Here is a 20,252-nt window from a genome sequence, read left to right as displayed (position 1 = left end):
ACGAGAGGAAGACCGCGTCATGACGACCCTGACTACCGTGACCGACGCCGTGACTGAGCGAGTTCAGTCCGTCGTCCCTATGCAGATACAGATCCGTGGGGCGCACCTATACGACAAGACCCGTCGTTTCGTGACACGGACCAATGGACAAAAGATCTTCGTAGAGGAGCCCATCCCCCCCGTGGAGGAGGTCGCCCTCGCCGATATCGACCTGAGCAACCCGTTCCTGTACCGGCAGGGCAGGTGGCAGGAGTACTTCGAGCGGGTGCGCAACGAGGCCCCCGTGCACTTTCAGGCCAAGAGCCCTTTCGGTCCCTTCTGGTCGGTCACCCGGCACGCCGATATCGTCGCAGTCGACAAGGACCATGAGACCTTCTCGGCGGAGCCCTTCATTATCATCGGCGAGCCCCCGCGGTTCATGGATGTCGCCATGTTCATTGCGATGGACCCGCCCAAGCACGACCGCCAGCGCGCTGCCGTCCAGGGCGTCGTGGCTCCCAAGAATCTGCGGGAGATGGAGGGGCTGATCCGCTCGCGCGTCCAAGAGGTGCTAGACGATCTCCCGATCGGTGAGCCCTTCAACTGGGTCGACCGCGTCTCGATCGAGCTCACTGCGCGCATGTTGGCAACCTTGCTGGACTTCCCCTACGAGGAGCGCCGAAAGCTCGTCGAGTGGTCAGACTTGGCTAGCTCTATGGAGCAGGCCAACGGCGGTCCTTCGGACAACGATGAGGTGTTCCGCGGGTTCGTCGACGCAGCGCGAGGGCTGAGTGCCCTGTGGCGCGACAAAGAGGCGCGGCTCGCGGCCGGCGAGGAGCCGGGCTTCGACCTGATCACGATGCTGCAGAGCAACGAGGACACCAAGGACCTGATCGATCGTCCGATGGAGTTCCTGGGCAACCTCACCCTGCTCATCGTCGGCGGCAACGACACCACGCGGAACTCCATGAGCGGCGGTGTCCTTGCACTGAACCGGTTCCCCGACCAGTTCGAGAAGCTCAAGGCCAACCCCGACCTCATCCCGAACATGGTCTCGGAGATCATCCGCTGGCAGACACCCTTGGCCTACATGCGCCGCGTGGCCAAGAAGGACACGATGCTCAACGGACAGTTCATCCGCAAGGGAGACAAGCTCGTGATGTGGTATGCCTCGGGCAACCGCGACGAGCGCGTGTTCGACCGGCCGGACGACCTGATCATCGACCGACGCAACGCTCGCAACCACATCTCCTTCGGTTTCGGTGTCCACCGGTGCATGGGCAACCGACTGGCGGAGATGCAGCTGCGAATCCTGTGGGAGGAGCTGCTGCCGCGCTTCGACAAGATCGAGGTCGTCGACGAACCGGAGTACGTCCAGTCCAACTTCGTGCGCGGCATCAGCAGGCTGATGGTCCAGCTGACGCCGAAGACCGACGCGTGACCGAGGGGAGGGCGCTGGTCGTCGGTGCCAGCCATGCCGGTGTCCAGGTGGCGGCCGGACTCCGGCAGGAGGGTTGGGCAGGAGAGATCGTCGTGGTCGGTGACGAGCCGGCGCTGCCCTATCAACGTCCTCCTCTCTCCAAGGCCTACCTCGCTGGCAAGAGCAGCCTGGAAGAGCTCGCCATCCGCAAGGCGGAGTTCTACGACAAGCGCGACATCCGCCTCGTGCAGGGGACGGTCACGCAGATCGATCGTGCGGCGCAACAGGTGGTGCTGAGCGACGGCACGACGATGGCGTACGCCGGTCTCGCCCTGTGCACGGGGGGCCGGGCGCGCAGCCTGTCCGTGTCCGGCATCGATCTGCCGGGGATCTTCTACCTCCGGACCTTCGCGGACGTCGCGTCGATCCGGGCTTGGGCGGCCCCGGGTCGCCACGCCGTGATCGTCGGCGGTGGATACATCGGCTTGGAGACAGCCGCGTCCCTGCGGGCACTCGGTCTGGAGGTGACGGTGCTGGAGGCCGCTGAGCGCGTGCTCGAGCGGGTCACGGCACCTGAGGTCTCGGCGTTCTACGAGCGCGTTCACCGCGATGCCGGTGTGGTTGTCCGGACGGGCGCCCTTGTCGACGCCATGGCCGGCGACGACCGCGTCCGTGAAGTGATTCTGGCGGGTGGAGAGCGGATCCTTGCCGACCTCGTGATCGTCGGTGTGGGCCTGGTTCCCAACACCGAGTTGGCCGCCGATGCTGGCCTGCTAGTCGAGGACGGAATCGTGATTGACGACCTGGCTTGCACCAGCGACCCTCGAATCGTCGCCGCCGGTGACTGTGCCAGCCACCGCATGGCTCGTTACAGCCGACTGGTCAGGCTGGAGTCTGTGCCCAGTGCCGGGGAACAGGCCAAGACGGCAGCCGCGACGCTGTGCGGTAAGGAGCGCCCTATCGCAGCGCTGCCGTGGTTCTGGTCCGACCAGTACGACCTCAAGCTGCAGATAGCGGGGTTGAACACCGGTTACGACGAGCTCGTTCTGAGTGGCGACCCCACAGATGATCGCGACTTCACCTGCTACTACCTCCAGCAGGGCCGGCTGCTGGCCGCGGACTGCGTGAATCGACCGCGGGACTTCATGGAGGCCAGGAAGGCGATCAGTCGGGGGCTCGACGTCGACCGGGCCCAGCTCAAGGCCGCCCGCGCATCCTGATGTCCCGCCTGTTGGCCCACCCGACGCGGGCCAGCTGTCGTGTCCCAGGCTCCGAATCGCGCCACTACCCCGAAGGAACCTCGATGCAGAGCACCATGATGAACATCCCCCTCACGACCGCCGCAATCCTGCGGCACGGTTCGCGCGTGCACGCTACCGCTCGTGTCCGTACGCTCCAGCCGGACGGCTCGGTCAAGGTCGGCACGTTCGCGGACGTGGGTCGCCGGTCGGCGCAACTGGCTCACGCCCTGCGCGCCCGTGGCGTGACGGGCGACGAGCGGGTCGCGACCCTCATGTGGAATAACCAGGAGCATGTCGAGGCCTACTGTGCGGTGCCCTCGATGGGCGCGGTCCTGCACACTCTCAATCCTCGCCTGGCCCCGGAGCAGTTGGTCTACATCGCCAACCATGCCGACGACCGGGTGGTGCTCGTAGACGGCACTCTGGCCACCCTCCTGGCGGCGGTCCTGCCCCAGCTCGCCCAAGTGCGCACGGTGGTGGTGACGGGCGGCGTCGACCTCGCGCCGCTGCAGCGTGACGGCGTCACCGTGGTGGCCTACGAGGACTTCATCGCCGGCCAGCCGGAGACATTCGACTGGCCGGAGGTCGACGAGTTCTCGGCCGCGGCGATGTGCTACACCTCGGGCACGACGGGCAACCCGAAGGGCGTTGCGTACAGCCACCGGTCGACGTACCTCCACTCGATGGCGGCGTGCGCCGCCGACGGGCTGAGCGTCGGCGGTGACGATGCGATCTTGGCCATCGTCCCGATGTTCCACGCCAACGCCTGGGGGCTGGTCTACGCAGCTCTGATGGCCGGAGCCGACCTGGTCATGCCCGACCGGTTCCTCCAGGCAGAGCCGTTGGTCCGCCTTATCTCCAGTGAGTGCCCCACGGTCGCCGGTGCCGTGCCGACGATCTGGAGCGACGTGCTCAACTACCTCGAGGCCAACCCCGGGCACGATATCTCCTCGTTGGGGCTGGTGGCATGCGGAGGGTCGGCTGTGCCGCTGCACCTGATGCAGGTCTTCCAGGCGAAGTACGGCGTGCAGATCGTGCAGGCTTGGGGGATGACGGAAACCTCACCGCTGGCTGCCATCGCACGGCCTCCGGCGTCGGTGAGCGGTGAGGAGCACTGGGCGCTGCGGGCCTCGCAGGGCCGGCCGGTCGCCGGGGTCGAGCTGCGGCTGGTGGACGACGAGGGCAACGAGGTGCCGCACGACGGTGAGTCGGTCGGGGAGATCCAGGTGCGTGGCCCGTGGATCACCGGGGCGTACGTCGGCGATGAGGACGCGGAGAAGTTCGACGACGGGTGGTTGCGGACGGGAGACGTCGGTCGCATGGACGATCGCAGCTTCGTCACCCTGACCGACCGCGCGAAGGACGTCATCAAGTCGGGCGGCGAGTGGATCTCCTCGGTGGAGCTCGAGTTGCTGCTCGCCGGTCACCCCGACGTGCTGGAGGCGACGGTCATCGGCGTGCCGGACGAGAAGTGGCAGGAGCGCCCTCTCGCCGTGATCGTGGTTCGGGAGGGCGCCAAGGTGGCCCCTTCGCAGCTGAGAGACTTCCTGGAGGGCAAGGTTGCCAAGTGGTGGCTGCCCGAGCGTTGGTGCTTCGTGTCCGAGGTGCCCAAGACGTCGGTTGGCAAGTTCGACAAGAAGGTGCTCCGTGCCCAGCACGCCGCCGGCGTCCTCACGGTCGTTGAGGTCTGAGCTCATTGATGGACGTGAGGCGCAGACTGGAGCAGGTCGCTTGTCCGGCGTCCGACTGGATCGATCGCTCCATCAACGAAACCAGCCGGGTCTACCACGAGGCACGCCGTCGCGTTGAGATCGGGCGGAACGCTCGCTGGATCGAAACGGTCTCCCGGGTGCTGGACGGTGAGGTCCTGGACAGCCAGTGGCTCTCATCGGAGCTAGGCGGATACCCCGTGAGCGGCTACCACACCGCGTTCGTCCTGGCTGCGGGCGAGGAGCAGGACGCTGTGGAGTCGCTCGAGGAATCGTGCCGACACCTGGCGGCAGACGCCGGGCTGCGGCCGCCGCTCGTGGTGCGTCCGGGCGGACGTCAGGCGTGGATGTGGGCTTCCACAAGTCGACAACTACCCCCCGACGCGGAACTCGCGCTTTCCAACAGTCCCGTCGGAGACCTGCGCGTCATTGTTGAGTCGAGCAGACCTGGACTGGCTAGTTTCGCATCCTGCACCACCAGGCACGGCGCACCATGGACATCGTGCACCCCGACAAGCGGGGCGTCTTCCTCTACGCCGATCACGAGGCACTCCTGCTCCTCGGGTGCAACCAGAAGGTGGACGACTTCGTGCGGCGCACACTGCCTCTACGACAACGTCGCGGTCCCGCTGCGCGAGCACGCCAAGAAGTCCGAGTCCCAGATCCGCGACATCGTCATGGAGAAAATGGACCTCGTCGGTCTGCTCGGTGCCGAGGACAAGCTGCCCGGTGAGATCTCCGGCGGCATGCGCAAGCGCGCCGGCCTGGCCCGCGCCCTGGTGCTGGACCCCGAGATCGTGCTCTTCGACGAGCCCGACTCCGGCCTCGACCCGGTCCGTACTTCGTTCCTCAACCAGCTGATCATCGACCTCAACGCGCAGATCGACGCGACGTTCCTGATCGTGACCCACGACGGCAACACCGCGCGCAAAGTGCCCGACAACATCGGGCTGCTCTACCACCGGCACCTGGCCGTGTTCGGCCCGCGCGAGATGCTGCCGTCGTCGGAGGAGCCGGTGGTCCGCCAGTTCCTCAACGCCCAGCGGGTCGGCCCGATCGGCATGTCCGAGGAGAAGGACGCCGACGAGCTCGAGGCCGAGCGCGGCCAGGAGCTGCCCCCGCTTCTCCCGATCCCGCGACAGCAGGAGCCGTCCAACGGCATCCCGCGGCGTAGCCAGCGTGAGCCTGGTGGCTGGTGTCGCGAACACGGGATCACCCCGCCTCCGTACTCCTTCGCTAGCGACATCGCGACCGCTGTCCCGCGCACGCTGCCGAAGGCCGACCGCTTCCCACGGCGGCCGTCGTCTGACGGCGCAGCAAACCAGGCCCTGCCGGGCACCGTCACCGACCTCGAGGAAGTCTCATGAACGCCCCGTCCGCACCCACCCTGGAGATCCGTCGTCCCGCCGACGGCGAAGCACTCCGATCGATCCCGATCGTCGACCGCGACCGCGTGCGCGCCGCCGCCGAGGAGCTGCGCGAGGCACAGGTCGCGTGGCGCGACATGGGTCCCGCTGCGCGAGCCACTTGGCTGCGCAAGTGGCGGGGCTGGATCCTCGACCACACCGTTGAGCTCACTGACCTGCTCGTCTCAGAGACCGGCAAGGTCCGCCCGGACGCGCTGGTGGAGACAACCGGCTCGTGCGAGTTCATCTCCTTCTACGCCGACCATGCGAAGGAGTTCCTCGCCCCCGAACGAGTGGGGGCAGGAGGACTACTCAGCCTCCCGAAGCGGCTGACCCGCAGCTATCGGCCCTACCCCTTGGTCGGACTGATCATCCCGTGGAACTTCCCGATCACCCTCTTCCTGATGGACGCAGCGCCCGCGCTCGCAGCGGGGTGTGCGGTGCTGACGAAGTCGTCGGAGATGACCCCGCTGACCTGCGCGCGCGTCATCGAGGGGTGGCACGAGATCGGCGCCCCGCCGGTCCTGCGGCACGTTGCCGGGGCGGGGGAGACCGGAGAAGCGGTGGTCGAGGCTGTCGACTTCGTCCAGTTCACGGGCTCGACGGCGACGGGTCGTCGGGTGGCCACTCGCTGTGCTCAGCTGCTCAAGCCGGTCAGCCTGGAGTTGGGAGGCAAGGACGCTGCCATCGTGCTTGAGGACGCCGACCTGGATCGGGCGGCGCACGGGATCGTCTGGGGCGGCATCTTCAACTCCGGTCAGGTCTGCATTTCGGTCGAGCGGGTCTACGTGGTGGACGCGGTCTACGACCGGTTCGTGGAGAAGGTGGAAGCGGCCCTCGGAGCGCTGAAGCAGGGCTCTCGAGCCCGCGACGACGTCGGCGCCATGGTGACCCGGACGCAGGTGGACACGGTCGAGCGGCATGTGCGGGAGGCCCAGGAGTCCGGTGCGCGCGTGCTGGTCGGCGGGGCGCGGGGCGACGAGGGCAACTTCTTCGCTCCCACGCTGCTCGTCGACGTCGACCACAGCATGGTCTGTATGACCGAGGAGACGTTCGGGCCAACGCTGCCGGTCATGCGGGTGGCCGACGAGGCCGAGGCGGTGGCCCTGGCCAACGATTCCGAGTACGGGCTCTCGGCCACCGTGTGGACACGAGACGTTTCCCGCGGCCGGCGCATCGCCGACCAGCTCGAGGTAGGTGCGGTCAACGTCAACGACGTCTTCAGCAACCTGTTCGCCGTGGGGCTACCTCACAGCGGCTGGAAGTCCTCAGGCCTGGGTGCACGCCTGGGTGGCGCGCAGGGTCTGCGGAAGTACTGCCGCGTCCAAGCGATCACTGAGCCGCGGATTCCGCTGGCCACCAAAGAGCTCACCTGGTACCCGTATTCCGCCCGGCGTACGGCGATCGCCGGCCGAGTGCTGCGCCTGGCCGCCGGTCGTGGCTTGCGGCAGCGACTCGGCCTCTGAAAGGAAGAGGAACCATGACGACAATGAACAAGCGACGAGTGGTCGCCATCACCGGGGGCGCCCGGGGGATCGGCTATCACACCGCGGAGGAGCTCATCAGGCGCGGTCATCGGGTCGCCATCGGGGACATCGACGAGCTCCAGCTCAAGGTGGCCGCCGAGGAGCTCGACCTCGACGTCGCGGTGCGCCTGGACGTCACCGACCCTGCCTCCATCGCGTCCTTTCTCGACGTGACCGAGGAGGCACTGGGGCCGATCGACGTCTTCATCAACAACGCGGGCGTCATGCCGACGGGGCACGTGCACGAGGAGACAGACGAGGTCACCCGCCGGCAGGTGGAGATCAACGTTCTGGGCGTCATCTTCGGCACCAAGATCGCCCTGCAGCGAATGCTGCCCCGGCGACATGGTCACATCATCAACACGGCTTCACTGGCCGGGGAGCTTCCGGTCCCGGGGCTGGCGACGTACTGCGGGACCAAGTTCGCGGTCATCGGGTTCACCGAGGCCGCCAGGCAGGAGTACCGCAGGTCGGGTGTCGCCCTGTCCACGGTGCGTCCGACCTTCACCAACACCGAGCTGGTCTCGGGGACGAGCGGAGCCAAGGGCATGCGCAACGCGGAGCCGCAGGAGATCGCGCGCGCCACGGCGGATCTCATCGAGCGCCCGCGGCCTTTCGTGCGAGTCACGCGTATCGCCGGGACGATGGTGGCGGCGATGAAGTTCGTTCCCGAGCGGATCGCGACCCAGCTCGGGGCGATGCTCGGGACCGACACGGTCTTCCTCGACCGCGTGGACACCGCGGCGCGTCAGGCCTACTTGGAGCGGGTCGGTCGCAGCTGATGCCACCGGCGTAATCTCGCGCCACGGAGCCATCCGGGACGACCGCGAGCGCCACGCCGCTCGCGGTCGTCTCCAGTCTGGGGCTTACCTCTGGTGCTGGCCGCCCTCGGCGACGGACGCTTCCGGGTGGGTGAAGGCCGGCCGCTCCGGCTCGATGGCGGAGATCTGCTGGTAGTCGGCGCCCAGCGGGGGACGTTCGTCCGGCTGGCCCTTGTTGGGCCACAAGGAGGCGGCCCGCTCGGCCTGTGCGGTGATCGTCAGCGAGGGGTTGACGCCCAGGTTCGCCGAGATGCTGGAGCCGTCGACGACGAAGATCCCGTCGTGGCCGTAGAGGCGGTGGTAGGGGTCGATGACCCCCGTTTCCGGGGAGTCCCCGATGGCGCACCCGCCGATGAAGTGAGCGGTCATCGGGATGTTGGCGATCTCCCCCGTGGATCCGCCGGCCACGCCGTTGATCTTTTCGGCGACGCGACGGGTGGCCTCGTTGCCGACGGGGATCCAGGTGGGGTTGGGTGCTCCGTGGCCGGGTCCCGAGGTGATCGTGTGGCGACCGAGGAGGTTCCTCTTCGACCGCACCGTGATGGAGTTGTCCAGCGTCTGCATCACCAGCAGGATCACCGTCCGCTCCGACCACCGTCGCGGACTGAACCAGGTCAGGTGCGAGGGCTGGGTCGCGATCGTCCGTAGCCATCGCCACCACCGGGGGCCGCGGCCGTCCCCATCGGTGAGGGCGGTCTGGAGCAGGGACATGGCATTGCTGCCCTTCCCGTAGCGCACCGGCTCGATGTGGGTGAACTCGTCGGGGTGGATCGAGGATGTGATGGCCACGCCACGCGTGAAGTCGCTGGATCGATCGCGGGACTTCGCCCCGAGGATTGATTCGGAGTTGGTGCGGGTCAGCGTGCCTAGCCGGTCGGAGATGTACGGCAGGGAGCCAGTGGCCTTGAGTCGGTGGAGCAGCTTTTGGGTGTTGTAGGTGCCCGCTGCGAAGACGACCTGGTTGGCCGTGAATGACTGCCGGTTGCGGCGCCGGCGTACGGACCTGCCGGTGCGGACGGCGTCGACGACGTACCCGCTTCCCCTGCGCGGGCGCACGTCGACCACGGTGGTCAGGGGGCGTACTTCAGCCCCGAGCTTCTCCGCGAAGTACAGGTAGTTCTTGTCCAGGGTGTTCTTCGCCCCGACCCGGCACCCGGTCATGCACGACCCGCACTGGGTGCAGCCGGTGCGGCGCGGCCCCGCCCCGCCGAAGAACGGGTCGGGCACCTCTTTGCCGGGCTCTCCGAAGAAGACGCCTACGGGGGTGAGCGTGAAGGTGTGCTCCACACCCATGTCGCGCGCGACCTCGCGCAGCACCTCGTCCGAAGGCGTCACGTGGGGGTTCTGCGTGACACCCAGCATCTGCCGTGCCGTCCGGTAGTGCGGGTCCAGCTCGGCGTGCCAGTCGGTGATATGCGCCCACTGTGGATCGTTGAAGAACGGGGCAGGGGGTTGGTAAAGGGTGTTCGCGTAGTTGAGCGACCCTCCGCCGACCCCGGCGCCCGCCAAGATGACGACGTCGCGCAGCAGGTGGATACGCTGAATGCCGAAGCAGCCGAGCCGTGGCGCCCAGACGAACCGACGGGTGTCCCAGGACGAGGCGGGCAGGTCGTCGGTGTCGTAGCGCTTGCCCGCTTCGAGCACCCCGACGCGGTATCCCTTCTCCGCCAAACGCATGGCGGTTACCGAGCCGCCGAAGCCGGAGCCGATGATCAGCACGTCGTAGTGGGTCGAGGTCATGGGATGTGGATCCTTCGGTGAGGGGTTCGACGCGAGCGGCGCAGCGGACCGGCAGTTCCGCCGATCTGACGGATCTGCGTGCAGGCAGTCAGCTGCTTCCGGCGTACGAGAGCAGGGTGAGGTTGAGGGTGGGCGGCGTCGAGCTGCGGCGATGCCGGGTTCATCCCCCCGAGACGGCTGCCGCGGAAGAAGGAGTCCTCCGTCGGGCTGGAGACGCCGCTGACGACCAGGTTGAAACTGAAGGGATCGGGCAGCAGAGCGCCGACGGATGCGAGACCCACGGGGGTCACCATCGAAGCCAGGAGCAGCGAGGAGTAACTGACGGCCGCGAGCTGACCAACTGTGCAGCGTCATCTCGGCGTGACTGTCGATCAGGGCGTGGTGCATCTTGATGAACATGGCGAAACCGACGTCATCGAGCCGTTCGATGCGGTGCATCTTGGTTCTCGGGCTCTCGGCGAGGAGGAACACGCGGTAGACGAAGTCGACTCGCTGGCTCATGTCACTCCTTTCAGACGATGACTGTCGAGGCTGTCACGTCGGTGGAGTGGGCGTCTTGTGCTCTCGCCCAACGCGGAGGCTCCCGGCGGGGCTCGGCGCACAACACCCGGCCCGCCGGCTCCCGCTCCGGCGGTGCCGCCGGAGCGGGGTCAGTCCTCACAGGGACCGGCTGATGATCTCCTTCATGATCTCGGAGGTGCCGGCGTAGATCTGCGAGACGCGCATGTCGGCCCAGATCCGGGCGATGGGGTACTCGTTCATGTACCCGTAGCCTCCGTGCAGCTGGAGGCAGGTGTCGGCGACGCGCTGCGCTCGTTCGGAGCACCACAGCTTCGCCATGGCGGCGGTTGGGATATCCAGACCCTCGCCGACGTGGAGCTGGATGCACTCGTCCACGAAGGACCGTGCCACGCGAGCCTCTGTGGCGACCTCTGCCATCTTGAACTTGGTGTTCTGGAACCCCCAGATCGGCCGTCCGAAGGCGCTTCGGTCGCGCACGTAGGCCAGTGTCTCGGCCAGGCAGAACTCCATCGCAGCGACGTTGGAGACCGCGACGAGCAGCCGCTCCTGGGGAAGCTGCTGCATGAGCTGCACGAAGCCCTGGCCCTCGGTGAGGCCCAGCAGGTTGGTGACCGGGACGCGGACGTTGTCGAAGAAGAGCTCCGAGGTGTCCTGTCCCTTCATCCCGATCTTGTCGAGCACCCGCCCGCGGGAGAAGCCCTCCGCGTTGGCGGGGACGAGCATCAGTGAGATGCCGGCGGCGCTGTCGTCCGGATCGGTCTTGACCACGGTGAGCACCAGGTCGGCCTGCGAGCCGTTGGTGATGAAAGTCTTTGAGCCGCTGACGACGTACTCATCACCCTCGCGCACCGCCTTGGTCCTGATGTTCTGCAGGTCCGAGCCGGTCCCGGGCTCGGTCATCGCAATCGCGCCGACGACCTCGCCGGACGCCATCTTGGGCAGCCACTGCTGCTTCTGCTCCTCCGTGCCGTAGCCGACCAGGTAGTGGGCGACGATCCCGTTGTGCAGAGACGCCCCCCAAGAGCTGTCGCCGACCCGTGCCTGCTCCTCGATCAAGATGGCCTCGTGGGCGAAAGTGCCACCGCCGCCGCCGTACTCCTCGGGGATCGACAGGCAGAGCAGACCGACGTCACCAGCGCGGTTCCACAGTTGCCTGTCGACGTGCTTGTCGGCGATGAAGGTCTCGATGTGCGGCTTGACCTCCTTCTCGCAGAACGTGCGCGCAAGGTCACGGACGTCGTCGAGGTCGTCGTCCATCCAAGGGGAGCGGCGAGTGGTCATGGGGAGCCTCCAGCGGAGCGGGTACAGGGTGTACTCATTCGACCATGATGCGGGTGCTGGGTACAAGGTGTTCCTTTGTGCGCCGCTCGGTCAGCGCCGGTCGTCGGCGCCCCCGGGCATAGGCTGCGGCTGTGGTCGAGGAAGGGCGATGGGTGGATTCCACGGTGCGGCGCCGGTCTTCCCGCGATGATGAGGTCCGCGACCGCCGGCGGCGCCACGTGGCCAACGCTGCTCTGCAGGTCGTCGACGAGAGGGGCGCGGACGCCGGCACGGCACTGATCGCCGAGCGGGCTGGGATCCCGAGGCCGCACGTCTACCGCTACTTCGCCAGCCGCGAGGACCTCGATAACGAAGTGGTCCGCCTCGCCGCGCAGGACCTCATCCAGCGGGTCCGCCCGCACCTCGCTCGGCGGGGAACGCCCGCACAGGTCGTCGAGGGGCTGGTGCACGCCTGCGCGACCTGGGCCGACGCCCACCCCCATCTCTACCGCTTCCTGGCGGCTCGAGGGCAGAGTCGGACCCTGCACCGCGCTCGGATGGGTCGTTCGCGTCTGCTGGACGAGATCGCCGCAGCGGCACGGGGGTACACCAAATCGGGGGACGAGTCGTTCCCTGAGGGCATCCTGGTTGGCGTGATGGGCATGGTCGACGCCACAGTCATCTGGTGGCTCGACCAGCGCGACGAAACCCTGGACCTGATGGTGCGGCGTCTCTCGCGCCACGTCACCCTGGTTCTTCAGGACGCCCTGGCCGCCCACGGCATCCACCTCGACCCGGCGGTCGAGCTGGAGCCCTTCATTGGCGAGTGAGTCACGAGCGCTTCGCGGGACTGCCCTGTTCAAAGTGCTCGACGTCAACGATGACGAACGTCGCGTGCGCTGTCGCGACCTGCCGGCCGCCTGCGTCCGCGGCTGCAGCGTTCACGTGGAGCCGCCGTCCCGCCCGGTCCCGGACATGCGCGGTGAACTCGTAATCCACCCCCAGCAGCACCGGACGGAGGTACTCCACGGTCAGCGACCTCGTCACGGCGAGCTCGCCGACGCGGTAGAGGAGGAACCCAAACAGGTCGTCGAAGGCGGCGGCGACCAGACCGCCGTGGGTGATCCCCGGTGCCCCCTCCTGGCGATGGTCGAAGCGGTGCACGGCGCTCACGCCGTGCTCGGTGGCGTCGACCTCCAGGGCGAGGCCGGCGGGGTTCTCTTTGCCGCATCCCGCGCAGGTGGGGGAGTGCGAGGGCAGGCGGCCCACCGCCGTCGGCGCGGGCCGCGACATGGACCGGATCCATGCATCCAGCGTCGACGCCGTGCCCCCGTCGAGACGCATCTCGCGGCCCGGGGTAGGGGGCTCGGTGTCGTGGTCGCCTACCAGCGCATCACTCATCGGGGGCTCCTCGGGCTCCAGGACCACAGTGCATCGAAACATCCTTGCATGTTTGTCCTCACGAGAGACGAAACGGCCATTGATGTCTACAATGGCTGAGATGCGAACGACCTCGACCGTCCAGCGCCGCCCGATCCATAACGACCGACGTGGCCTCGCCTGGTGGCTGGCGGTGGCGGTCTGCAAGCCAGTCCTGGTGGTGCTGCGTCGCCCGGACTGGCGCGGGGTCGCGGGCATCCCCCGGGTGGGCGGAGCGGTGCTGGCCGCCAACCACGTCTCGCACCTCGACCCGTTGCTGGTCGCGGAGATGGTGCTGGCCGAGGGGCGGGTGCCGCGGTTCCTGGCCAAGGACAGCCTCTTCAGCGGGCCGGTCGTGGGCAGGTGGTTCCGTGCTGCCGGCCACGTCGAGGTCGACCGCGTCGCGGGACGCGCGGGGTACGACAACGCTGTGAGCGCGGCGCGCGACGGGCGGCTCCTCCTGGTGTACCCCGAGGGTTCCATCACCAAGCGGGAGGACGGTCTGCCGATGACGATGAAGTCGGGGGCGGTGCGGATCGCTCTGGAGGCATCGGTACCGCTCGTGCCGGTGGCCCAGTGGGGGGCACAGGAGATCCTGCCCGCCTACAGTGGGCAGTTGCGCTGGGGGTGGCGACGACGTGTGAGCGTGCTCGTCGGACCGCCGATCCCGCTGGACGACCTGCGGGACCTGGAGCCGGCCCGTGCCATCGAGGTGGGTCGTCGACGGCTCGAGGACACCCTCACCTCGATGGTGTGCGAGCTGCGCGGAGCAGACACACCGCCGTAATGAACTGGGCGTTCACGCCCGGAAGCGGGGATCCTGGGGGCGCGGGGTGTCGGAGCCGCGAACCATGGCGGAACCGTAAGTGTGCAACAGCGTCGCCATGAGCTCGTCGAACGGCAGGTCCACGAACATGCCTCTTTCGCGGACATACTCCATATGACGTCGGCCGGCGCCGTCGGCTGCGTGGAGCAACGCATCCCGCGACCCGTCGAACTCCAACGGAGGTACGCCAAAGCGACGGCACAGCTCGGAGTTGAAGGCCGGCGACCCCTTGCGCCACAGCTGGTCGACGTACACCGCGCTCCACCCGTGAAACACGAACAGATCGGTCCCCATCAGCTCCAGCAGAGACGCGCTGTTGAGGTGATTGCGCACATCCGAGAACCCGAGTACGGCCGGGATTCCCGCAGCGCGCAGGCTCGCGGTGAGCAGCACCGCCTTGGGCACGCACCACGTAGGGCCACCGTCGAGGATCGCGCTGGCGTGGTAGTCCCGGGGCTCGGCGGTGACGCTGTAGGGGTCGTATCGGAGCCGGTCGCGGACCACCGCGAACAGCAGCGCGATCCGCTCTCGCGGATCGCGGACACCCCGCACGACAGACTCGGTGAAGTCGCGGACGTCGGGGTGGTTGCTGTCGACGAACCGGCTCGGGTCGAGGGCCTCCCGTGGGTCGAGCTCGCCCCTCATCAGGCGCCGGTCCGGAGGTCCTGGCGCGCCCCCGCGATCTCGAGGGCGGTGACGAGGTCCCGCTCGAGCGAGGGGAGTACGGCGGCCGAGCGAGCTGCCTGCTCCACCCGTCCTCGTGCTGGGCCGTCCTGACGGGCCAGCGACGCGACCAGGGACCATGTCTCCGCGCACAGGTGCGCGGCGGCGGCAACCTCGCTCGCCCGCGCGTCCCCGGTCAGGCGCGCGATGTCGGCGGCGCCGCTGGACAGCAGTCGGCGGAACAGCCCGCCGCCGGTGCCGGCCTTCTCGACGAAGGCGCTGAGTCCTTGGAGGACCAGGTCCAGGACATCGTCCGGGAAGACTCCCGGCCAGTCAGCGAGGTCCTCGGCGAAGAGGTCGACGGCGGCCAGCCCGGTGGCCCCGACCGCCGAGTCCCTCCCGGTGACGATAGAGCTGCCGGTGGAGGTGGTCATCGCAGCCGCCGCCTGGGCGAACGCCGCCTGCGCGATCTCGGACAGGTCGGGCAGCCGGTCGGGCCAGGCGATGTCGAAGTAGGTGTGACGCGTCGGGACCGGGAACCCCTGGGAGGACCGGGCTCGGGCCAGCGCCGAGTAGGGCACGAGCTGCACCTCGTCCCGGTCGTTGTCGACGACGTGCGCGACCTGCTGCTCGTCGTCGTAACCGATGACGACGATGTCGTGGCGGCTCATCTGCAGGCGTACGCGGAGGTAGGGAAGCTCCGCGATGTCGGCCCACACCAAGGCGGGACGGCCGTCTCGTACGGCGTCGCGCACCCACGCCCAGCCCTCCTGCGGGTCATCCGTCGCATGCACGGAGACCTCGGCGCCCAGCCGCGTCGGGAGGTCCGTCTCCAGGTCGCCTCCCCGCCCCACGAGGTATACCGGCGGCATGAGTGCCGCGTCCCTGACGTAGGAGAGATCCAAGGCGCCGCTCAGGGCAAAGACGAGGCCCTCGTCAGGGGGGCCCTCCCAACCGAGTCCGGCCCACTCCAGGAGGTCCCGCATGGCCCCGGAGCCGCAGTGCCCGCCGCGTCGGTGCGGGTACTTGACCACTTCAGTGTCGCTCGAGTTGACCATGCGGCTTCTTCCTGAAGACAACTAGTGATTTTTGTTCAAACCTAAGGCACCGCGCTGAGAATGTCATGACGCGGCCCATCTGACGCGTGTCCGCAGTCGGACATTGTCGATACTCTGTCCACCGTGTCGTCCCCCTCCATGCGAGAGCGCTACCGCGAGCACGTTCGTGCAGCGGTGCTCGAGACTGCCCACGACCTGATCGCTGAGCGGGGCTGGGAGCGGGTGCGCATGGGCGAGATCGCCGAGGCGGTCGGCGTCTCGCGCGCACTGCTGTACAAGGAGTTCGGCGACAAGCCCGGTTTGGGGGAAGCCGTCGTCCTGAGGGAGGCGGCGCGCTTCATCGAGGGCATCGAGAACGTGCTCGCGCATCACGGCTCCGACGCTTCAAGCGGCCTCGCGGCGTCGGTGGGCTTCGTGCTGGAGGAAGCCGAGAACAGTCCCCTGCTCAGAGCGGTCCTGATCTCCAACCGCGATTCCCCACCACCCGCGACGGGCATCCTCCCCCTCCTCACCACGTCTGCGCAGCTGTTGGAGCTCGCCTCCGGCTCCCTGGCCCGGTGGCTCACCTCCCACGTGGCCGGTTTGCGGGCGGATGAGGTGTCCGACGCCGCCGAAGCCCTGGTGCGGCTCACCGTGAGCCACCTCGCCCTACCGACCAGGTCCCGGGCGGACACCGCCCGGAAGATCACTGAGGTGGGACTCAGGTGCCTCGGGCTTCCCATCACGCCGGAGCAGGGAATCGCGACGTGACGGTTGCTCAGGTTGCGAGATCGCCGGCGACCCCGAGGACCAGTAGCTGGTGAATGGCACGGTCGCGTCCAGGGTGGCCCGGGGACTCGCTGCTGCCGCGGTTTCGCCTAGTGCGCGGCTGAGGCTGTTCTCCGGTGGTGCGGCGGCCCGCCAGCAGTCCCTCGGGGATCAGCTCTGCAAGTGAATCGCCCCGGGCCTGGTGGAGGTTCTGGGGTGCCCCGGGATCTGTCGTGATTGAGAGCCATGGCAGCGCCCAGGCGCACCACGACAAGCCTCGGGAAGCGCGCTACCCGGATGGCGGACGATGCGCGGAGTAGCCCGGTTATCAAGCGATTTGCAACGGATCGCTGCCTGCGACGGGCGGAAGTGCCCGCGTCGCGATACCGAGATGCAACGAGGGCCCCGGCATAGCCGGAGCCCTCTTGCTCGAACGGCGTGAGCTCGAGCTCTAGAAGTGACTACAGGTCGTAGTACTGAGTAAGTGACCCATGCTGACCTGCGCAAACTCCGATTCGTTCAGGCGATTTGTATCCCGTTTGTAACAGCCGAGCGATTGTCGGCCCTTCAGGGGCGTTCAACTACGAAGACGTCCTCGGCCTCAATCTACCGCCTCGGTGCCGTTGGGCGCGTTGGGGACGTCGCGGGTGCCTCGGCGAGGCGGGGCCGAGCTGCGAGGACGTTAACGCTGTCTGGGGTGTTGAGGCTGTGCGTGAACTCGCGGAGGGCGGCGCGCACTTCGCCGGCGGCTCGGAGCGGGCACCTCTCGATGCTTGGCCGTCTTGTGCTGGCCGATGCGATCCGAAGAAGCGACGAGCTCAAACCCAGCTACACCCACCGAGCCAAGTCACATGTAGTAGGCGTATCGCGGCGCCGGGCGTTCATTCGGGCCGAGGTGCTTCAGGATCCGGCCGATCGAGTCAGCTGTGCGCAGCGTGATGGGCACCCGTCCGTCGAGTTGGGTGGCGTTCCAGTTCATCTTGGAGAGCGCGAGCAGCTCAGTCGCGATCTCGGCCGCGCTCGACTGCACGTCGACAAGGCGGAAGGGGAGTGCCGACGGCACGTACATCCCTGGGTAAGTCCGGTAGAACGGAACGCTCCCACGGGTGTAGAGCAGGTGCCGGGTGTCAGTGAGCGACAGGAGCGTGCCTCGTAGGGTCGTCTGCTCGCCTTGCCGAAACAGCCGGGGGGAGTCCTCGCGTGGGATCCAGACGAGTTCGAGCATGGCCAGGCGCTCCGCCTCGGCGGCAGCCCGGAAGCCCTCCAACTCTTCAGGCGTGAACGAAGAGGTCTTGTGCAGCATGACGCGTGCGGGTGCCGTCTTGTGCTCGATGCGGTAACGGGCCAGCGACTGCTCAAGGAGGTCCTTGGCGTCGTCGCCGGTGAGGTGTGGCTGTCGGTCGTCCTTCGACTGAGTGGCCTGGGCGCCACGGACGATCACGCCGTCGCCGCGCTCGTTGAAAACCTGCGCCACGCTCGTCTGCAGTGTTTCGTTGTCGGTGCTCCGGTAGAAGGCGACGCCGACGTAGCAGGTCGTGAGGTCCCGGACATGGCGGGTCATCCGCCATGGCACGCCGCCGGCCTTGTAGTACAGCGCCGTGTGCAGGTTCCAGGCCTTGGTTGCCTCGTCCTGCTGGCGTCGCCTGTCGCGGCCCTTCGGCTTGTAGGTCGGGTCCCAGGTCTCGCGTCGGATAATTTGGATGGGACGACTACCGCTCAGCGAGCGTGCCTTCAGCAGTTCGTGGAAGTCGAAGCCGATAGACGCAGCTCTTGGTTGCTCCCACGGTCGGTCAGGGTTGGTCTTCGGCTCCTCGCGTTCCGGCAGATCGTCGGGACGGCAGACGATGATCACGTCGCAGTTGGGTTCCTCATCGAGCGTTCTCAGCTCGGCCTCGTACAGTTCGACGCCCTTCTGCACAGCCTGCAGCGGACTCAGCGTTGCGATGTTCTCCAGGGCTCGTTTGTCGAGTGTGCGCTCCAGCCGCCCGTTCCAGATGATCGTCGAGCGGAAGCCGACGCTGGTATGGAACCCAGGAAACGGCAAGTAGAGGTGCGATAGCGGGCTTTCTTTGGGTGCAATTGGTTCGCGGCAGCGGTCGAGCCATGCCTTGACCCCATCGATGGCCTCCTTGGTGCCGACGATGCCGATCTGGATCGTCCGGACTCCGGTATGGCTCAGGTCGGCCGGACCGTAGTTGTTGATGCCGCTACGTGGGTCGATGTGGCGGCTGCCGTTGCCGAATTCCAGGTCCGGTTCTTCGATGAACGTGAGTTTCATGCCGTCTCCGCCAGCTCCCCGTCAGCCAGAGGATCGGTCGGGTCCGACGCCTCTGCCGCTCGCTTCCACTTCGCCTCGTCGATGCCGCGGTCGGTATCGAAGGTGACGAGTTTGCCGAAGTCGAGGATGCGCTCGTTCTGGCTGAACAAGCTGTCATGGCCGCCCTCGCGACCGGCGAGGATGGCGGCCCACATGCGGGTCTCGCCGAGCACAGCGGGGTTACGTTCGAGCCGCTTGATGCCGCTCAGGTACTGGGCTGTGAACCGTGACTCGCGGTAGCCGTCGATCGAGTAGTAGTAGTCGGGCGTCAGGGCGCAGAACCACTCGTCGTCGAGGTTGAGGAACTGCCACTTGAGGCCGGCGTGCTTGTAGTAGTTGACCTGCGATGGGTTGGTCTTCTTGGCGTGCGGCTTGAAGACGGAGCGCCAATGGGTGCCGCTGGTGTTCCAGCTCCGTGGCGACAGGTCGTCGGTGGCGCGGAAGTAGAGCATGTGGCGCTTGCCGTGGAAGGCGCAGTCATCGCGGAGGTCTTGCCGGAAGGCGTTGTTGAGTAAGCGCACCAGTATTCGCTCGCTGTCCGGGCTGCCGTCGAGCAGTTCGCCGGTGGCCTCGATCGTCGGGTCACCGTTCACCGCGCCCGCCAGCGCGGTGTCCTCGACGGGGCTCCACGTCAGCAGCCGGCCGCCGAAGAGGGTGAAGTCGTCTCGGATGTCGAGGCTGCTCTCGCGCTGTAGGTCGTAGACCTTCCGGGGGAGTGTGACCGCGGCGTCGTATGCCCAGAACACGTCGGGCATCGTCACAGGCAGCAGGTTCGACTCCAGGGTTTCATCACGCAGATCAGCGACGGGCGTGTGCGCGCGCCCGTGAGGATCCGCAACCGCGAACAGCCGGTCGGAGACGTCCCCTTCAAGGGACATGGTGATCTTGTTGAAGTCCACACGTCCGCTGGCGCGACGGGCGGGATCCGCGAAGTAGGACTGGATGTGCGCCCACCAGGCTTCGCCCCGCTTGGGGTGTGAGCAGACCAGCAGGACGGGCATTGAAGACTTCATCCAGTAGTCCAGGTCGCGCTCGTCGCAGTCGTAGTGGAACCGGTCGGCGGTTTCACCGGGGAAGTCGTTGTCGCTGGCCTTGCTTTGCACCTGGAGGTGGCAGTTGCTGACTTCGCCCGTCGCAGGGTCGCGCAGCTCGATCGTGCCATCGATCCCGGCGTCGACTGTGCGCTCGTGCCAGACGTGATCCATGGCGCTGACCCGCTGGTGGATAAGGGCAATACCAGCATCGCCGATGTGCGCGCTGCGGCTGACCTGCTTACCGCTTCCCACCCGGTCACCTCGCTTCTGCCGAGGAATCTGGAGAGCCTCGGCTCTTTGAGGGTACGAGTCGCCACCGACAGTACGAGGCAGGCGCGGTTCAGAGGCGGTGCTACCTGCGGGCGTCCGGATTTGATGAGGCCCACGCCTTTCGAGAGGACCGGTAGGCATCGTCGTTGTCACGCTCCACCTCGAGTCAGCGGCGTGTCCCAGCGCCCTCTGCCCAGTGTCGACGACGCGTGAAAACTGACCCCTAATCGACGGTTGAAAACGGACCCCCTGCATGACCCTGTGGAGGGTGATGACAGTGGAGGACTGGGCTGA

Annotated in this window: 15 protein-coding genes and 1 pseudogene; 9 read left to right on the top strand and 7 right to left on the bottom strand. The window is 67.3% G+C overall.

Features of this window, described 5'->3' with window-relative positions:
- Positions 1-19: 19 nt before the first annotated feature.
- The 6 genes and pseudogenes from ASG88_RS18415 (at position 20) to ASG88_RS18390 (ending at position 8,063) form a co-directional block, all read left to right on the top strand.
- Positions 20-1,420 carry a cytochrome P450 gene (locus ASG88_RS18415; protein WP_056888913.1) on the top strand — a complete coding sequence of 467 codons (1,401 nt, stop codon included), beginning with the start codon at positions 20-22 and terminating at the stop codon, positions 1,418-1,420.
- Positions 1,417-2,619 (top strand): NAD(P)/FAD-dependent oxidoreductase, encoded by a 1,203-nt coding sequence (locus ASG88_RS18410; protein WP_056888912.1) that lies wholly within the window; start codon positions 1,417-1,419, stop codon positions 2,617-2,619. Before ASG88_RS18415 ends, ASG88_RS18410 begins: the two co-directional genes overlap by 4 nt.
- An 83-nt stretch (positions 2,620-2,702) precedes the next feature.
- On the top strand, positions 2,703-4,331 hold the full coding sequence (locus ASG88_RS18405) for a long-chain fatty acid--CoA ligase (RefSeq protein ID WP_056888911.1): 1,629 nt from the start codon (positions 2,703-2,705) through the stop codon (positions 4,329-4,331).
- 611 nt (positions 4,332-4,942) lie between these two features.
- A pseudogene (locus ASG88_RS18400) lies at positions 4,943-5,716 on the top strand (ABC transporter ATP-binding protein); the annotation flags it as partial.
- Positions 5,713-7,221, top strand: coding sequence for an aldehyde dehydrogenase family protein (locus ASG88_RS18395; protein ID WP_056888910.1), 1,509 nt, complete (start codon positions 5,713-5,715; stop codon positions 7,219-7,221). The pseudogene ASG88_RS18400 and the gene ASG88_RS18395, both read left to right, overlap by 4 nt.
- Before the next feature lie 23 nt (positions 7,222-7,244).
- Positions 7,245-8,063 carry an SDR family oxidoreductase gene (locus tag ASG88_RS18390; RefSeq protein WP_234411073.1) on the top strand — a complete coding sequence of 273 codons (819 nt, stop codon included), beginning with the start codon at positions 7,245-7,247 and terminating at the stop codon, positions 8,061-8,063.
- A gap of 84 nt (positions 8,064-8,147) precedes the next feature.
- Here ASG88_RS18390 and ASG88_RS18385 read toward each other — a convergent pair whose 3' ends face one another.
- Positions 8,148-9,842, bottom strand: a complete 1,695-nt coding sequence (locus ASG88_RS18385) for a GMC oxidoreductase (RefSeq protein ID WP_056888908.1) — start codon at positions 9,840-9,842, stop codon at positions 8,148-8,150.
- Positions 9,843-10,499: 657 nt separating this feature from the next.
- Positions 10,500-11,645 (bottom strand): acyl-CoA dehydrogenase family protein, encoded by a 1,146-nt coding sequence (locus tag ASG88_RS18380; protein ID WP_056888907.1) that lies wholly within the window; start codon positions 11,643-11,645, stop codon positions 10,500-10,502.
- 131 nt (positions 11,646-11,776) lie between these two features.
- Between ASG88_RS18380 and ASG88_RS18375 the strand changes: the two genes are divergently transcribed.
- Entirely contained in the window at positions 11,777-12,454 is a 678-nt protein-coding gene (locus ASG88_RS18375) for a TetR/AcrR family transcriptional regulator (RefSeq protein WP_056888906.1), read from the top strand.
- Position 12,455: 1 nt separating this feature from the next.
- Here the strand turns inward: ASG88_RS18375 and ASG88_RS18370 are convergent, their stop codons facing one another.
- On the bottom strand, positions 12,456-13,025 hold the full coding sequence (locus ASG88_RS18370; protein WP_082600807.1) for a PaaI family thioesterase: 570 nt from the start codon (positions 13,023-13,025) through the stop codon (positions 12,456-12,458).
- 100 nt (positions 13,026-13,125) lie between these two features.
- Here ASG88_RS18370 and ASG88_RS18365 point away from each other — a divergent pair, with 100 nt between their 5' ends.
- Entirely contained in the window at positions 13,126-13,830 is a 705-nt protein-coding gene (locus ASG88_RS18365; protein WP_234411074.1) for a lysophospholipid acyltransferase family protein, read from the top strand.
- 12 nt (positions 13,831-13,842) lie between these two features.
- Here ASG88_RS18365 and ASG88_RS18360 read toward each other — a convergent pair whose 3' ends face one another.
- Complete coding sequence (locus tag ASG88_RS18360) at positions 13,843-14,514, bottom strand: transglutaminase-like domain-containing protein (RefSeq protein WP_056888905.1); 672 nt, start codon at positions 14,512-14,514, stop codon at positions 13,843-13,845.
- On the bottom strand, positions 14,514-15,590 hold the full coding sequence (locus ASG88_RS18355) for a BtrH N-terminal domain-containing protein (protein WP_056888904.1): 1,077 nt from the start codon (positions 15,588-15,590) through the stop codon (positions 14,514-14,516). Before ASG88_RS18355 ends, ASG88_RS18360 begins: the two co-directional genes overlap by 1 nt.
- A gap of 123 nt (positions 15,591-15,713) precedes the next feature.
- Here ASG88_RS18355 and ASG88_RS18350 point away from each other — a divergent pair, with 123 nt between their 5' ends.
- Positions 15,714-16,340 carry a TetR/AcrR family transcriptional regulator gene (locus ASG88_RS18350; RefSeq protein WP_234411075.1) on the top strand — a complete coding sequence of 209 codons (627 nt, stop codon included), beginning with the start codon at positions 15,714-15,716 and terminating at the stop codon, positions 16,338-16,340.
- 844 nt (positions 16,341-17,184) lie between these two features.
- On the opposite strand, the gene ASG88_RS18345 is transcribed toward ASG88_RS18350, so the two are convergent.
- Both ASG88_RS18345 and ASG88_RS18340 read right to left on the bottom strand, forming a co-directional pair.
- Positions 17,185-18,615 carry an argonaute/piwi family protein gene (locus ASG88_RS18345; protein WP_056888902.1) on the bottom strand — a complete coding sequence of 477 codons (1,431 nt, stop codon included), beginning with the start codon at positions 18,613-18,615 and terminating at the stop codon, positions 17,185-17,187.
- On the bottom strand, positions 18,612-19,940 hold the full coding sequence (locus tag ASG88_RS18340; RefSeq protein WP_056888901.1) for a DUF4365 domain-containing protein: 1,329 nt from the start codon (positions 19,938-19,940) through the stop codon (positions 18,612-18,614). Before ASG88_RS18340 ends, ASG88_RS18345 begins: the two co-directional genes overlap by 4 nt.
- Between the last annotated feature and the right edge of the window lie 312 nt (positions 19,941-20,252).

This window comes from Nocardioides sp. Soil777, from assembly GCF_001428425.1.
Taxonomy (GTDB): Bacteria; Actinomycetota; Actinomycetes; order Propionibacteriales; family Nocardioidaceae; genus Nocardioides; species Nocardioides terrigena.
This window is presented reverse-complemented; position numbering and strand designations above follow the sequence as displayed.

Coding starts and splice junctions, on each gene's coding strand:
- ASG88_RS18360 (WP_056888905.1), bottom strand. CDS start 14,514: ATGAGGGGCGAGCTCGACCCACGGGAGGCCCTCGACCCGAGCCGGTTC.
- ASG88_RS18365 (WP_234411074.1), top strand. CDS start 13,126: ATGCGAACGACCTCGACCGTCCAGCGCCGCCCGATCCATAACGACCGA.
- ASG88_RS18415 (WP_056888913.1), top strand. CDS start 20: ATGACGACCCTGACTACCGTGACCGACGCCGTGACTGAGCGAGTTCAG.
- ASG88_RS18390 (WP_234411073.1), top strand. CDS start 7,245: ATGAACAAGCGACGAGTGGTCGCCATCACCGGGGGCGCCCGGGGGATC.
- ASG88_RS18405 (WP_056888911.1), top strand. CDS start 2,703: ATGCAGAGCACCATGATGAACATCCCCCTCACGACCGCCGCAATCCTG.
- ASG88_RS18345 (WP_056888902.1), bottom strand. CDS start 18,615: ATGAAACTCACGTTCATCGAAGAACCGGACCTGGAATTCGGCAACGGC.
- ASG88_RS18370 (WP_082600807.1), bottom strand. CDS start 13,025: ATGAGTGATGCGCTGGTAGGCGACCACGACACCGAGCCCCCTACCCCG.
- ASG88_RS18355 (WP_056888904.1), bottom strand. CDS start 15,590: ATGGTCAACTCGAGCGACACTGAAGTGGTCAAGTACCCGCACCGACGC.
- ASG88_RS18395 (WP_056888910.1), top strand. CDS start 5,713: ATGAACGCCCCGTCCGCACCCACCCTGGAGATCCGTCGTCCCGCCGAC.
- ASG88_RS18380 (WP_056888907.1), bottom strand. CDS start 11,645: ATGACCACTCGCCGCTCCCCTTGGATGGACGACGACCTCGACGACGTC.
- ASG88_RS18385 (WP_056888908.1), bottom strand. CDS start 9,842: ATGACCTCGACCCACTACGACGTGCTGATCATCGGCTCCGGCTTCGGC.